Source organism: Ectothiorhodospira haloalkaliphila ATCC 51935 (assembly GCF_000633935.1).
GTDB classification, from domain to species: domain Bacteria; phylum Pseudomonadota; class Gammaproteobacteria; order Ectothiorhodospirales; family Ectothiorhodospiraceae; genus Ectothiorhodospira; species Ectothiorhodospira haloalkaliphila.
Genome location: NZ_KK214998.1, coordinates 180,108 through 194,350, shown reverse-complemented (window position 1 = coordinate 194,350; position 14,243 = coordinate 180,108). Strand labels below are relative to the sequence as shown.

At 61.6% G+C, this 14,243-nt stretch carries 10 protein-coding genes; all 10 read right to left on the bottom strand.

What is annotated here, in order from left to right; all coding sequences use genetic code 11:
- On the bottom strand, window positions 1–212 hold a 212-nt coding region (locus ECTHA_RS19500), incomplete at its 3' end, for a GTP-binding protein (protein ID WP_244875623.1).
- Window positions 213–264: 52 nt separating this feature from the next.
- Window positions 265–2,364, bottom strand: coding sequence for an elongation factor G (fusA, locus tag ECTHA_RS0108610; RefSeq protein ID WP_025282229.1), 2,100 nt, complete (start codon window positions 2,362–2,364; stop codon window positions 265–267).
- 41 nt (window positions 2,365–2,405) lie between these two features.
- Window positions 2,406–2,873 carry a 30S ribosomal protein S7 gene (rpsG, locus tag ECTHA_RS0108605; protein WP_025282230.1) on the bottom strand — a complete coding sequence of 156 codons (468 nt, stop codon included), beginning with the start codon at window positions 2,871–2,873 and terminating at the stop codon, window positions 2,406–2,408.
- Between the two features lie 21 nt (window positions 2,874–2,894).
- Complete coding sequence (rpsL, locus tag ECTHA_RS0108600) at window positions 2,895–3,272, bottom strand: 30S ribosomal protein S12 (protein ID WP_008933192.1); 378 nt, start codon at window positions 3,270–3,272, stop codon at window positions 2,895–2,897.
- A gap of 125 nt (window positions 3,273–3,397) precedes the next feature.
- Window positions 3,398–7,645: a DNA-directed RNA polymerase subunit beta' gene (gene rpoC, locus ECTHA_RS0108595; RefSeq protein WP_025282231.1), complete on the bottom strand. Its 4,248-nt coding sequence runs from the start codon at window positions 7,643–7,645 to the stop codon at window positions 3,398–3,400.
- Between the two features lies 1 nt (window position 7,646).
- Window positions 7,647–11,729, bottom strand: a complete 4,083-nt coding sequence (gene rpoB, locus ECTHA_RS0108590) for a DNA-directed RNA polymerase subunit beta (protein WP_025282232.1) — start codon at window positions 11,727–11,729, stop codon at window positions 7,647–7,649.
- Between the two features lie 149 nt (window positions 11,730–11,878).
- Window positions 11,879–12,256 (bottom strand): 50S ribosomal protein L7/L12, encoded by a 378-nt coding sequence (rplL, locus tag ECTHA_RS0108585; protein ID WP_025282233.1) that lies wholly within the window; start codon window positions 12,254–12,256, stop codon window positions 11,879–11,881.
- Window positions 12,257–12,304: 48 nt separating this feature from the next.
- Window positions 12,305–12,829, bottom strand: coding sequence for a 50S ribosomal protein L10 (gene rplJ, locus ECTHA_RS0108580; RefSeq protein WP_025282234.1), 525 nt, complete (start codon window positions 12,827–12,829; stop codon window positions 12,305–12,307).
- Between the two features lie 246 nt (window positions 12,830–13,075).
- Window positions 13,076–13,771, bottom strand: a complete 696-nt coding sequence (gene rplA, locus ECTHA_RS0108575) for a 50S ribosomal protein L1 (RefSeq protein WP_025282235.1) — start codon at window positions 13,769–13,771, stop codon at window positions 13,076–13,078.
- Between the two features lies 1 nt (window position 13,772).
- Window positions 13,773–14,204 (bottom strand): 50S ribosomal protein L11, encoded by a 432-nt coding sequence (rplK, locus tag ECTHA_RS0108570; protein WP_025282236.1) that lies wholly within the window; start codon window positions 14,202–14,204, stop codon window positions 13,773–13,775.
- Between the last annotated feature and the right edge of the window lie 39 nt (window positions 14,205–14,243).

Here is a 14,243-nt window from a genome sequence, read left to right as displayed (position 1 = left end):
TCGTATTCCACGTGTGCCGTCGCAATGGTGATACCACGGGCCCGCTCTTCCGGGGCATTATCAATCTGGTCGTAAGCACGGGACTCACCACCAAACTTCTTGGCCTGGCACACCGTCAGTGCTGCCGTCAGCGTGGTCTTGCCATGGTCAACGTGACCAATCGTCCCCACATTCACGTGCGGCTTTTTACGCTCGAACTTTTCCTTCGACACCTTTCTACCCCTTCAAAGAATTCAAATCTGGCTGGGCCACAATGGCCCTGGATCAGGACGCCTTCTTGATGACGGCTTCAGCCACGCTGGCAGGCGCTTCCGCGTACTTGCAGAACTCCATCGAGTACACGGCGCGGCCCTGAGTGGCGGAACGCAGATCGGTGGAATAACCGAACATTTCGGCCAGTGGCACCTCAGCACGCACGATCTTGCCGGCGGGGGCATCATCCATGCCCTGCACCAGACCACGACGACGGTTCAGGTCGCCCATCACATCGCCCATGTACTCTTCCGGCGTCACCACTTCCACCTTCATCATCGGCTCGAGCAGCACGGGATTCGCCTTGGCAGCACCTTCCTTGAACGCCATGGAGCCGGCGATCTTGAACGCGGACTCGGAGGAGTCCACGTCGTGGTAGGAACCATCAAACAGCGTCGCCTTGAAGTCCACCAGCGGGAAGCCACCCACGACACCGTTCTTGCAGGCCTCCTGGATTCCCTTATCCACTGCCGGGATATATTCCTTGGGCACCACGCCACCCACGATGGCGTTCACAAAGGCATAACCTTCGCCGGGCTCCTGAGGCTCAATGCGGATCCAGACATGGCCGTACTGACCGCGACCACCTGACTGGCGAACGAACTTGCCTTCCTGCTCCACCTGCTTGCGAATGGTTTCGCGGTAGGCCACCTGCGGCTTGCCCACATTGGCCTCAACCTTGAACTCACGCTTCATGCGGTCAACGATGATGTCCAGGTGCAGCTCGCCCATTCCGGAGATGATGGTCTGACCGGATTCCTCGTCAGTCCGCACGCGGAAGGACGGGTCCTCCTGAGCCAGCTTGCCCAGGGCCACGCCCATCTTCTCCTGGTCTGCCTTGGTCTTGGGCTCCACGGCCACCGAGATCACAGGCTCGGGGAATTCCATGCGCTCCAGCGTGATGACGCTGTCCATGGCGCACAGGGTTTCACCCGTGGTTACATCCTTCAGGCCCACGGCCGCAGCGATGTCACCGGCACGCACTTCCTTGATCTCCTCGCGGGAGTTGGAGTGCATCTGCACGATACGACCAATGCGCTCGCGCTTGCCCTTCACGGGGTTGTACACGGTGTCACCGGACTGCACCACACCGGAGTACACCCGGAAGAAGGTCAACGTACCCACAAACGGGTCGGTGGCAATCTTGAACGCCAGAGCGGCAAAGGGCTCATCGTCGGTGGAATGACGCAGGGCCTCGGTCTCGTTGGCATCATCCAGGTGACCCTTGATGGCCAGCACGTCCGTCGGCGACGGCATGTATTCCACGATGGCATCCAGCATGGCCTGCACGCCCTTGTTCTTGAAGGCAGAACCACACAGGGCGGGCACGATTTCGTTGTTCAGGGTGCGCTTGCGCAAACCCTGCTTGAGCTCCTCGGTGCTCAGCTCGCCATCGTTGAGATACTTCTCCATCAGCTCTTCGGAGGACTCAGCCGCTGCTTCCACCAGATGCTCGCGCCAGGTCTGGCAGTCGTCCTGCATCTCGGCGGGAATGTCCTTTTCCTGGAAGGTCATGCCATGGTTATCCGTGTCCCAGTAGATGGCCTTCATCTTGACCAGGTCCACCACACCTTCAAAGGCATCCTCGGCACCGATAGGGAGCTGCAGCGGCACGGGATTGCCGGCCAGGCGATCCTTGATCTGCTTCACCACGCGCAGGAAGTCGGCACCGGGGCGGTCCATCTTGTTGACGAACGCCATGCGCGGTACCTGGTACTTGTTGGCCTGGCGCCACACGGTCTCGGACTGGGGCTCCACACCACCCACGGCACAGAACACGGCGCAGGCGCCGTCCAGCACACGCAGACTCCGCTCCACTTCAATCGTGAAGTCCACGTGCCCGGGGGTATCGATGATATTGATGCGATGCTCCGGGAACTGCTTTTCCATACCCGGCCAGAAGCAGGTGGTCGCCGCAGAGGTGATGGTGATACCACGCTCCTGCTCCTGCTCCATCCAGTCCATGGTGGCGGCACCGTCGTGCACCTCACCGAGCTTATGGGACACACCGGTATAGAACAGAATCCGCTCCGTGGTGGTCGTCTTGCCGGCGTCGATGTGCGCCATGATACCGATATTGCGGTAGCGCTCGATGGGAGTTTTGCGTGCCACTGTAGAAATACCTCGAAGAATCTATTGCCTATGCCGCCGTCTTACCAGCGGTAATGCGAGAAGGCCTTGTTGGCTTCAGCCATGCGGTGCGTGTCTTCACGCTTCTTGACGGCCGAGCCCTTGCTGTCGGACGCATCCATCAATTCACCCGCCAGCTTCAGGGCCATGGACTTCTCACCGCGCTTGCGGGAGGCATCCACGATCCAGCGCATGGCCAGGGCGTTCTGGCGAACCGCACGAACTTCAACCGGGACCTGGTAGGTTGCGCCACCTACACGACGGGACTTCACCTCGACGCGGGGGCGCACGTTATCGAGCGCCGTCTCGAGCACTTCCAGGCCATCGCCTTTCTTGCTTTCAATCTGAGTCAGGGCGCCATACAGAACCCGCTCAGCCACGGACTTCTTGCCATCACGCATCACCGTATTGATGAACTTGGCAAGCAGTTCGCTCTTGTACTTGGGGTCGGGAAGGATATGACGTTTGGGAGCTTCGGATCTTCTTGACATGGTCTTATCTCAACAGGCCGCTTAGGCCTTCTTGGGACGCTTCGCGCCGTACTTGGAGCGAGCCTGCTTCCGATTTTGCACACCCTGGGTATCCAGGCTGCCGCGAACCGTGTGATAACGCACACCGGGCAAGTCCTTCACACGACCGCCGCGGATCAGCACCACGGAGTGCTCCTGGAGGTTATGGCCTTCACCGCCGATATAGCTGGACACTTCGTAACCATTGGTCAGGCGCACACGAGCCACCTTACGCAACGCAGAGTTCGGCTTTTTCGGCGTCGTGGTGTACACGCGGGTGCAGACACCACGCTTCTGCGGACAGGCCTCAAGGGCCGGCACATTGCTCTTTTCCGTCGGGCGCTTGCGGGGCTTGCGCACTAACTGGTTAATTGTTGCCATGAAAGCTTTTCTCCTAGCCCAAAAACAACGACAGGCCGGACCCAACCGGCCTGTCGAGGGTGCGATATGTTAGGCAGACTCAAGGCCCCTGTCAAGCAGGGGACTTGAGTCCGTGGGATTGGTGGTTATTCCTGCGACGGCTGATCACTGGAAGACGGCGGATTCTGATCCGTCTCCGAGGTGCTGGCCTCCGGATCGGCCGGCGTCTCCTCCGGGGCTTCGCTGGGCGAAGGCATCCCCAGGTTCAGCCCTTCACCGTAGCGACGGCGACGGCGTTCCTTGTGATACGCCAGCCCCGATCCCGCCGGGATCAGACGACCGACGATGACGTTTTCCTTCAAGCCACGCAAGTCGTCCCGCGCACCGCGCACGGCGGACTCGGTCAGCACGCGCGTGGTCTCCTGGAAGGAGGCTGCGGAGATGAAGGACTCCGTCACCAGCGAGGCCTTGGTAATTCCCAGCAGCACGCGCTCGTAGAGCGGCGCCTGCTTGTCGGGGCCCAGACGCTCGACCTCTTCCAGCACCCGGGAACGGTCCACCTGCTCGCCGGTGAGGAAACGCCCATCGCCAGGATAGGTGATGTCCACCTTGCGCAGCATCTGGCGGATGATCACCTCGATGTGCTTGTCGTTGATCTTCACGCCCTGCAGGCGGTACACGTCCTGGATCTCCTTGGCCATGTACTCGGCCAAAGGCGTGACGCCCAGCAGGCGCAGGATGTCGTGAGGATTGGGTTCGCCCTCGGCGATCACTTCCCCTTTCTCCACATGCTCACCCTCGAACACGCTCACCTGACGCCACTTGGGAATCAGCTCCTCATGGTTCTCACCGGTCTTCTCCTCGGTGATGATCAGGCGCTGCTTGCCCTTGGTGTCCTTGCCGAAGCTGACAGTACCGGAGCGCTCTGCCAGGATGGCTGGCTCCTTGGGCTTTCTGGCCTCAAAGAGGTCGGCCACCCGGGGCAGACCACCGGTGATGTCACGGGTCTTGGAGGACTCCTGCGGAATACGTGCCACCACGTCGCCCACTTCCACCGCGGCACCATCCTCCAGGTTCACGATGGAATTGGCCGGCAGCACATACTGCGCGGGGATATCCGTGCCCGCCAGGCACAGATCCCGGCCGTCGGGCCCCACCAGCTTCACGGTAGGCCTCAGGTCCTTGCCGGCAGAGCCCCGGGACTTGGGATCAATGATCACCGTGGAGGTCAGACCGGTCACCTCGTCCACCTGCTTGTTGACCGTCACACCCTCCGTGAACTCATGCAAGCGGATGGTACCGGCCACCTCGGTGATGATCGGGTGGGTATGGGGGTCCCAGGTGGCCACTTCCTGACCCGCCTCGACCGCTTCGCCATCCCCTACCAGAATCACGGCACCATAGGGCAGCTTGTAGCGCTCGCGCTCACGACCGGCCTCATCGATCACGCCGATCTCACCGGAACGGGATACTGCGACCAGGTTCTGGTTCTTGTTTTCCACCGTCTTGATGTTGTGCAGACGGATGGAGCCCTTGGACTTCACGGCGATGTTGCTGGCCGCAGCGGTCCGGCTGGCGGCACCCCCGATGTGGAAGGTACGCATGGTCAACTGGGTGCCCGGCTCACCGATGGACTGGGCCGCAATGACCCCCACCGCCTCGCCGATGTTCACCTGATGACCGCGGGCCAGATCACGTCCGTAGCACTTGGCACAAATCCCGTGACGGGTCTCGCAGGTGATGGCGGAACGCACCACCACCTCGTCCACGCCGGCCGCCTCCATGGCATCCACCCGGGCCTCGTCCAGCAGCGTACCCCGGGGCATGATCACCGACCCATCCAGGGCCAGCACGTCCAGGGCCGTAACGCGCCCCAGCACCCGCTCGCGCAGCGGCTCGACCACATCACCCCCTTCGATGATGGGCTTCATGACGATACCCTCTTCGGTACCGCAGTCCTCCTCCGTGACCACCAGGTCCTGAGAGACGTCCACCAGGCGGCGGGTCAGATAACCGGAGTTGGCGGTCTTGAGTGCGGTGTCCGCCAGACCCTTACGTGCACCGTGGGTGGAGATGAAGTACTGCAGCACGTTCAGCCCCTCACGGAAGTTCGCCGTGATGGGTGTCTCGATGATGGAACCGTCCGGCTTGGCCATCAGGCCACGCATCCCCGCCAGCTGACGGATCTGGGCGGCGGAACCACGTGCGCCGGAATCGGCCATCATGAAGATGGAGTTGAACGAGGGCTGACGCTGGGTGTTGCCCTCGGCATCCACCACCTCGTCGCTGCCCAGTTTTTCCATCATGGCCTTGGAAACCTGATCGTTGGTGTGCGACCAGATATCCACCACCTTGTTGTAGCGCTCACCCTTGGTCACCAGACCCGAGGAATACTGCTCCTCGATGTCCTTCACCTGGGCCTCGGCCGCGGCCAGGATCCCCACCTTCTCATCGGGGATGACCATGTCGTTGATACCGAACGATACGCCGCCCCGGGTGGAGTACTTGAAGCCGGTGTACATCAGCTGGTCAGCGAAGATCACCGTTTCCTTCAGCCCCACACGACGGTAGCAGGCGTTGATCAGGCCCGAGATGGCTTTCTTGGACAGGTCACGGTTCACCAGTTCGAAGGGCATGCCCGGGGGCAGGATCAGCGATAGCAAGGACCGACCCACGGTGGTGTCATAGCGGGTCAAGGATTCCTCATGTTCACCGGCCTCGTTGACCGTCACCTCGCGGATACGCACCTGCACCCTGGCGTGAATGTCCACGCAGCCGTTCTCATAGGCGCGATGCACCTCGTCCACGTCGGAGAAGCGCATGCCCTCGCCCTTGGCGTTGATGCGCTCGCGGGACATGTAATACAGGCCCAGCACGATGTCCTGGGACGGCACGATGATGGGCTCGCCATTGGCCGGGGACAGGATGTTGTTGGTGGACATCATCAGGGCGCGGGCTTCCAGCTGCGCCTCCAGCGACAGGGGCACGTGCACGGCCATCTGGTCGCCATCGAAGTCGGCGTTGAAGGCGGCACACACCAGCGGGTGCAGCTGGATGGCCTTGCCCTCGATGAGCACCGGCTCAAACGCCTGGATGCCCAGACGGTGCAGCGTGGGCGCCCGGTTGAGCATGACCGGGTGTTCGCGGATCACCTCATCCAGGATATCCCAGACCTCCGGACCTTCCCGCTCCACCAGCTTCTTGGCCGCCTTGATGGTGGTGGCCAGACCGCGACGGTGCAGCTTGCCGAAGATGAAGGGCTTGAACAGCTCCAGGGCCATCTTCTTGGGCAGACCGCACTGGTGCAGGCGCAGGGTGGGACCCACCACGATGACCGAACGGCCCGAGTAGTCCACGCGCTTGCCCAGCAGGTTCTGCCGGAAACGGCCCTGCTTGCCCTTGATCATGTCGGCCAGGGACTTCAGCGGGCGCTTGTTGGTGCCGGTGATGGCCCGACCGCGACGGCCGTTGTCCAGCAGCGCGTCCACGGACTCCTGCAGCATGCGCTTTTCGTTGCGCACGATGATGTCCGGGGCGTTCAGTTCCAGCAGCCGCTTGAGGCGGTTGTTGCGGTTGATCACCCGGCGGTACAGATCGTTCAGGTCGGAAGTGGCGAAGCGGCCACCATCCAGGGGCACCAGGGGGCGCAGATCCGGCGGCAGCACCGGCAGCACTTCCAGGATCATCCACTCCGGCTTGTTGCCCGACTCCAGGAACGACTCGATCAGCTTCAGGCGCTTGGCCAGACGCTTGATCTTGGTGTCGGAGTTGGTCTCGCGCACTTCCGTGCGCATGCGGGTGGCCTCGGCCTGCAGGTCGATGGAACGCAGCAGCTCGAACACGGCCTCGGCGCCCATGCGGGCGTCGAACTCATCGCCATGCTCCTCGATGGCCTCCAGGTACTGCTCATCGCTGAGCAGCTGATTGCGCTCCAGGGTGGTCATCCCCGGATCCACCACCACAAAGGCCTCGAAGTACAGCACCCGCTCGATATCGCGCAGGGTCATGTCCATGAGCAGACCGATGCGGGAGGGCAGGCTCTTGAGGAACCAGATATGCGCCACCGGGCTGGCCAGCTCGATGTGGCCCATGCGCTCGCGGCGCACTTTGGTCTGGGTCACTTCCACGCCGCACTTCTCGCACACCACGCCGCGGTGCTTGAGGCGCTTGTACTTGCCGCACAGGCACTCGTAGTCCTTGATGGGACCAAAGATCTTGGCGCAGAACAGGCCATCCCGCTCCGGCTTGAAAGTGCGGTAATTGATGGTCTCCGGCTTCTTCACCTCGCCGAACGACCAGGACCGGATCATCTCCGGCGATGCCAGCGCGATCCGGATGGCGTCGAACTCCTCCACCTGGCCCTGCTGCTTGAAGAGATTGAGAAGATCTTTCATATCAGTCCTGCTCCAGTTCGATATTGATGGCCAGCGAACGGATCTCCTTCATGAGCACATTGAAGGACTCAGGGATGTTCGCCTCCATCCGGTGATCGCCATCGACAATGTTCTTGTACATCTTGTTGCGTCCCTGAACATCGTCGGACTTCACAGTGAGCATTTCCTGCAGGGTGTAAGCGGCGCCATAGGCCTGCAGCGCCCAGACTTCCATCTCACCGAAACGCTGACCACCAAACTGCGCCTTGCCACCCAGCGGCTGCTGGGTCACCAGGCTGTAGGGGCCTGTGGAACGGGCATGCATCTTGTCATCCACCAGGTGGTTGAGCTTGAGGATGTGCATGTAACCCACGGTCACCGGGCGATCAAAAGACTCGCCCGTGCGCCCGTCAAACAGCGTGGCCTGACCCGACTCGGGCAGATCCGCCAGCTTGAGCATGGCCTTGATCTCATGCTCATGGGCACCATCGAACACCGGCGTTGCCATGGGCACACCATTCTTCAGGTTGCCCGCCAGCTCCAGGATCTCTTCATCGCTCAGCTGGGACAGGTCTTCCTTGCGGTTGTCCGGATCATGGTTGTACATCTGATCCAGGAACTGGCGCAGCTCGTCCACCTTCGCCTTGGCCTCCACCATTTGGCCGATCTTCTTGCCCAGACCCTTGGCAGCCCAGCCCAGGTGGGTTTCCAGCACCTGACCCACGTTCATGCGAGACGGCACACCCAGGGGGTTGAGGACGATATCCATAGGGGTGCCGTCCTCGGTGAAGGGCATGTCCTCGGTGGGCACGATCATGGAGACCACACCCTTGTTACCGTGACGACCCGCCATCTTGTCACCCGGCTGCATGCGACGCTTCACGGCCACATACACCTTGACCATCTTGAGCACGCCCGGTGCCAGGTCGTCACCGGCAGTGAGCTTGTCCTTCTGCTCCTTGAAGCGCTTTTCGAAGGCATCATGCTGGGCCTTGAGGGCATCGGCCATCAGCTCCAGCTGCTCGTTCACCTCTTCGCTGCGCATGCGGATCTCGAACCACTTCTCCCGGGGCAACTCCCCCAGGTAGGAACGGGTCACCTTGACGCCATCCTTCAGACCACCGGGACCACCCGCGGCCAGTTTGCCGCTGAGCAGTTTTTCCACGCGATCGTAGATGTCGTCCTCGTAGATGCGCAGCTGGTCCTTCAGGTCCTTGCGCACCGACTCCAGGGCGGCCTCTTCGATCTGCAGGGCCCGCTTGTCCTTCTCCACACCGTCACGGGTGAAGACGCGCACATCGATGACCGTGCCATCGATACCGGACGCAACGCGCAGACTGGTGTCCTTCACGTCCGAAGCCTTTTCACCGAAGATGGCTCTCAGCAGCTTTTCCTCGGGGGTGAGCTGGGTTTCACCCTTGGGCGTGACCTTGCCCACCAGGATATCGCCCGGATTCACCTCAGCGCCCACGTACACGATGCCGGACTCATCCAGCTTGGACAGCAGGCTCTCCGACACGTTGGGAATATCGGCACTGATCTCTTCCGGACCCAGCTTGGTATCCCGGGCCACGCAGGTCAGCTCCTCGATATGGATGGAGGTAAAGCGATCCTCTTCCACCACCCGCTCGGAGATGAGGATGGAGTCCTCGAAGTTGTAGCCGTTCCAGGGCATGAAGGCCACCAGCATGTTCTGACCCAGGGCCAGTTCACCCAGATCCGTGGAGGACCCGTCGGCCAGCACGTCGCCGCGGGCGATGGTGTCGCCCACGCGCACCAGCGGACTCTGGTTGATGCAGGTGTTCTGGTTGGAACGGGTGTACTTGGTGAAGTTGTAGATATCCACACCCGGCTCGCCGGCCTCGGTCTCGTCATCGTTGACGCGCACCACCACGCGCGCGGCGTCCACGGAGTCCACCACACCGCCACGGCGGGCGACGATGGAGGAGCCGGAGTCGATGGCCACGGTGCGCTCGATGCCGGTACCCACCACCGGGGTCTCGGCACGCAGGCAGGGCACGGCCTGGCGCTGCATGTTGGAACCCATGAGGGCGCGGTTGGCGTCATCGTGTTCCAGGAACGGGATCAGCGCTGCCGCCACCGAGACGATCTGCTTGGGCGAGATGTCCACGCACTGGATCTTGTCCGGCGTCGACATGGTGAACTCGTTCTGGTAACGGCAGGACACCAGTTCGTCCACCAGGCGGCCTTCCTCATCCAGGGCCACGTTGGCCTGGGCGATCACATAGTTGCCTTCCTCGATGGCCGACAGGAACAGGATCTCCTCGGTCACCTTGCCGTCCACCACGCGTCGGTACGGGGTCTCCAGGAACCCGAAGCGATTGGTGCGGGCGTACACGGCCAGGGAGTTGATCAGACCGATGTTCGGACCTTCCGGCGTCTCGATGGGGCAGACCCGACCATAGTGGGTCGGGTGCACGTCGCGCACCTCGAAGCCGGCACGCTCACGGGTGAGGCCACCCGGTCCCAGGGCCGAGATACGACGCTTGTGAGTCACCTCGGAGAGCGGGTTGTTCTGATCCATGAACTGGGACAGCTGGCTGGAACCGAAGAACTCCTTCACCGCCGCCGCCACGGGCTTGGCGTTGATGAGTTCCTGGGGCATCAGGCCCTCGCTCTCCGCCACGCTCAGGCGCTCCTTCACGGCCCGCTCCACGCGCACCAGGCCGACGCGGAAGACGTTCTCCGCCATCTCGCCCACACTGCGCACACGGCGATTACCCAGGTGATCGATATCATCCACATGACCGTTGCCGTTGCGGATGTCGATGAGCACCTTGAGCACATCCAGGATGTCCTCGTTGTTCAGCACGCCCGGCCCGGTCTCTTCCTCCCGGCCCACTCGGCGGTTGAACTTCATGCGGCCCACGGGCGACAGATCGTAACGATCCTCGCTGAAGAACAGATTGTTGAACAGGGTCTCGGCCGCTTCCTTGGTGGGCGGCTCGCCAGGGCGCATCATGCGATAGATTTCCACCTGCGCTTCCAGCTGGGAGCGGGTGGTATCGATGTTCAGGGTGCTGGAGATGTACGGGCCATGATCCAGCTCGTTGGTGTAGAGCGTGCGGAAGCTCTTCATGCCGGAGCGGCGCACCTTCTCCAGCAGATCGGCGGTGAGTTCCTCGTTGGCATTGGCGATGACCTCGCCACTGTCCTCGTCCACCACAGCATGAGCCAGAATCTTGCCAATCAGGGAATCGGCCGGCACCTGCAGGGAGTTGAGGCCGGCCTCCTCCATCTTGCGCACATGGCGAGCCGTGATGCGACGACCCGACTCCACCAGCAAATCATCGCCCAGATGGATATCGAATGCGGCGGTTTCACCGCGCAGACGCGCGGGCACCAGCTCCATCTCGAAGCCGTCGGTGAGCACGCGGTATTCGGTGGTCTCGAAGAAGGTGGAAAGAATCTCCTCCGTCTCCAGACCCAGCGCACGCAACAGCACCGTAGCCGGCAGCTTGCGGCGGCGGTCGATGCGCACGTAAATGGAATCCTTGGGGTCAAACTCGAAGTCCAGCCAGGACCCGCGATACGGGATCACCCGGGCATTGAACAGGAGCTTGCCGGAACTGTGGGTCTTGCCCTTGTCATGGTCAAAGAACACACCGGGGGAACGGTGCAACTGAGACACGATCACGCGCTCGGTACCGTTCACCACGAAGGTGCCGTTCTCGGTCATGAGCGGCAGTTCACCCATGTAGACTTCCTGCTCCTTGATGTCCTTGACGACACGGGAGCCCGCCGGGGCATCCTTGTCGTAAATCACCAGGCGCAGCAGCACACGCAGGGGCGCGGCATAATTCATGCCCCGCAGCTGACATTCCTTGACGTCGAACACGGGGTCGCCCAACCGGTAGCTGACATACTCCAGCTCCACGGAGCCGGAATAGCTCACAATCGGAAAGACCGACTTGAAAGCGGCGTGCAGACCCACCTCCTCGCGCCCGGCCTCGGGGTCGCGCATCTGGAGGAACTGCCGATAGGAATCAATCTGCGTGGCCAACAGATAGGGGACCTCAAGGATCTGGGGCCGTTTGCCGAAGTCCTTGCGGATTCGCTTTTTCTCGGTGTAGCTATAAGCCATTGTGATTCCTCACACTAGAATCGACAGAATCGACACGCCACTCACACGAACCGGTGAGCTGGGACAAGCAGAAAGAGGCCGGCGGTGCATCACCGCCAGCCCCTGTACTGACAGGACCTGGTCTTTCAACAAAGGACCAGACCAACGCCTTATTTCAGTTCGACAGTGGCGCCGGCTTCTTCCAGTTCCTTCTTCATCTTCTCGGCGTCGTCCTTGTTGGCACCTTCCTTGATGGTGGCCGGAGCGGATTCCACCATGTCCTTGGCCTCCTTCAGGCCCAGGCCGGTGAGGCCGCGCACGACCTTGATCACGCCAACCTTGTTGGAGCCGAAGCTGGACATCACCACGTCGAACTCATCCTTGACTTCTTCAGCGGCTTCGCCAGCGGCAGCGGCGGCCGGAGCAGCAGCGACGGCGGCTGCGGCGGAAACGCCGAACTTCTCTTCCATCGCGGAGATCAGGTCAACGATCTCCAGGACAGTCATGTTGCCAATGCTTTCCAGGATGTCTTCTTTCGAAACTGCCATGATTTAACTCCTAAGAGGGTGCAATACCCGATTCAGTTCAATTTTGGGTCAGGCGGCGGCCTGCTTCTGGTCCCGGATGGCGGCCACGGTACGAACCAGCTTGCCAGGCACTTCATTGACAGTGCGAGCAAACTTGTCGAGCGGGGCTTTCATCGTCGCCATGAGCATGCTGATGGCCTGATCGCGGGTCGGCATGCTGGCCAGGCGTTCAAGTTCCGCCGGTCCCAGCAATTGCCCGCTCACGGACACCATCTTGCACTCAAGCTTCTTGTGGTCCTTGGAGAAGTCCTTGACCAGACGAGCGGCTGCACCAGGATCTTCCTGGGAGAAAGCGATGATGAGCGGACCCACCATACCTTCCTGCATGCACTCGAAATCGGTCCCCTGAACCGCGCGGCGGGCCAGGGAGTTCTTCACCACCCGCAGGTAGACACCGGTGTCCCGCGCCTTCTGGCGCAGTTCGGTCATCTCCGCAACGGACAGTCCACGGTATTCGGCAGCCACAGCCGAATGTGCTTGAGCGGCCACCGCGGCGACCTCAGAGACAATCGCTTTCTTGTCTTCGAGATTCAGTGCCACGGATTACCTACCTCCTGTCTGACGACGGGGGCTTCACTACGCCTCCGACGCTGTGTGATAAAGCCGAGGAAAAATTCCCCGACCCCTTTCACGGCGTACCCTCAGCAGGAAGAACCTGAATCGGGAGACACCGTCTGCGCAGGCGAGACCGTTGTCCCATTAAGTGCCAGGCCTCCCCGGCACACCTGCGGTCTTGGACGGATGCCGGCAACCGCCGGCAGTCCTACCCAAACTTCAAAATCAGATGGACAGACTTCCCTGGTCCACGGGAACACCCGGGCCCATGGTGGTGGAGACCGTCACCTTCTTCATATACACACCCTTGGCAGCAGACGGCTTGGCCTTTTGCAGATCGCTCAACAGCGCATTGAGGTTTTCCTCCAGCGCCTGAGGCTCAAAGCCCACCTTGCCAATGGTGCAATGAATGATACCGGCCTTGTCCGTGCGGTAACGCACCTGACCTGCCTTGGCATTCTTCACTGCCGTGGCCACATCGGTGCTCACGGTGCCGACCTTGGGGTTCGGCATCAGGCCGCGCGGGCCCAGGATCTGACCCAACTGACCCACCACGCGCATGGCGTCGGGGCTGGCGATGGCCACATCGAAATCCAGATTGCCGGCCTTCACCTGCTCGGCCAGGTCGTCCATGCCGACAATATCGGCACCGGCTTCCCGGGCGGCATCAGCGTTGGCGCCCTGGGTGAACACGGCCACGCGCACGGACTTGCCGGTGCCGTTGGGCAGCACGGTGGAACCACGCACCACCTGGTCGGACTTACGGGGGTCAACGCCCAGGTTCACGCTCACATCCACAGACTCTGCGAACTTGGCGGAAGCCGTGTCCTTGAGGATCTGCAGGGCGTCATTCAGGGGATAGAACTTGCCGGGCTCCACTTTCTCGCGGATGGCCCGCATGCGCTTGCTCAGTTTAGCCATCTTAGAGGCCCTCCACGTCAAGGCCCATGGCACGGGCACTTCCAGCGATGGTGCGAACAGCGGCATCCATATCGGCGGCGGTCAGGTCAGGCCACTTGGTCTTGGCGATCTCTTCCACCTGCTCGCGGGTGACCTTGCCCACCTTGGCGGTGTTGGGGGTCGCGGAGCCGCTCTTGATACCGGCAGCCTTCTTCAGCAACACGGCCGCGGGCGGCGTCTTGGTGATGAAGGTGAAGCTGCGGTCGGAATACACGGTGATGACCACGGGAATCGGCAGACCCGGTTCCACGTCCTGCGTCTGGGCGTTGAACGCCTTGCAGAACTCCATGATATTCACGCCGCGCTGACCCAGCGCCGGGCCCACCGGAGGACTGGGATTGGCCTTGCCGGCCGCCACCTGAAGCTTGATGTAAGCTTCAATCTTCTTAGCCATGGTATGAACTCCTGAGTATGGGTATTAGCGCCTTTCGGC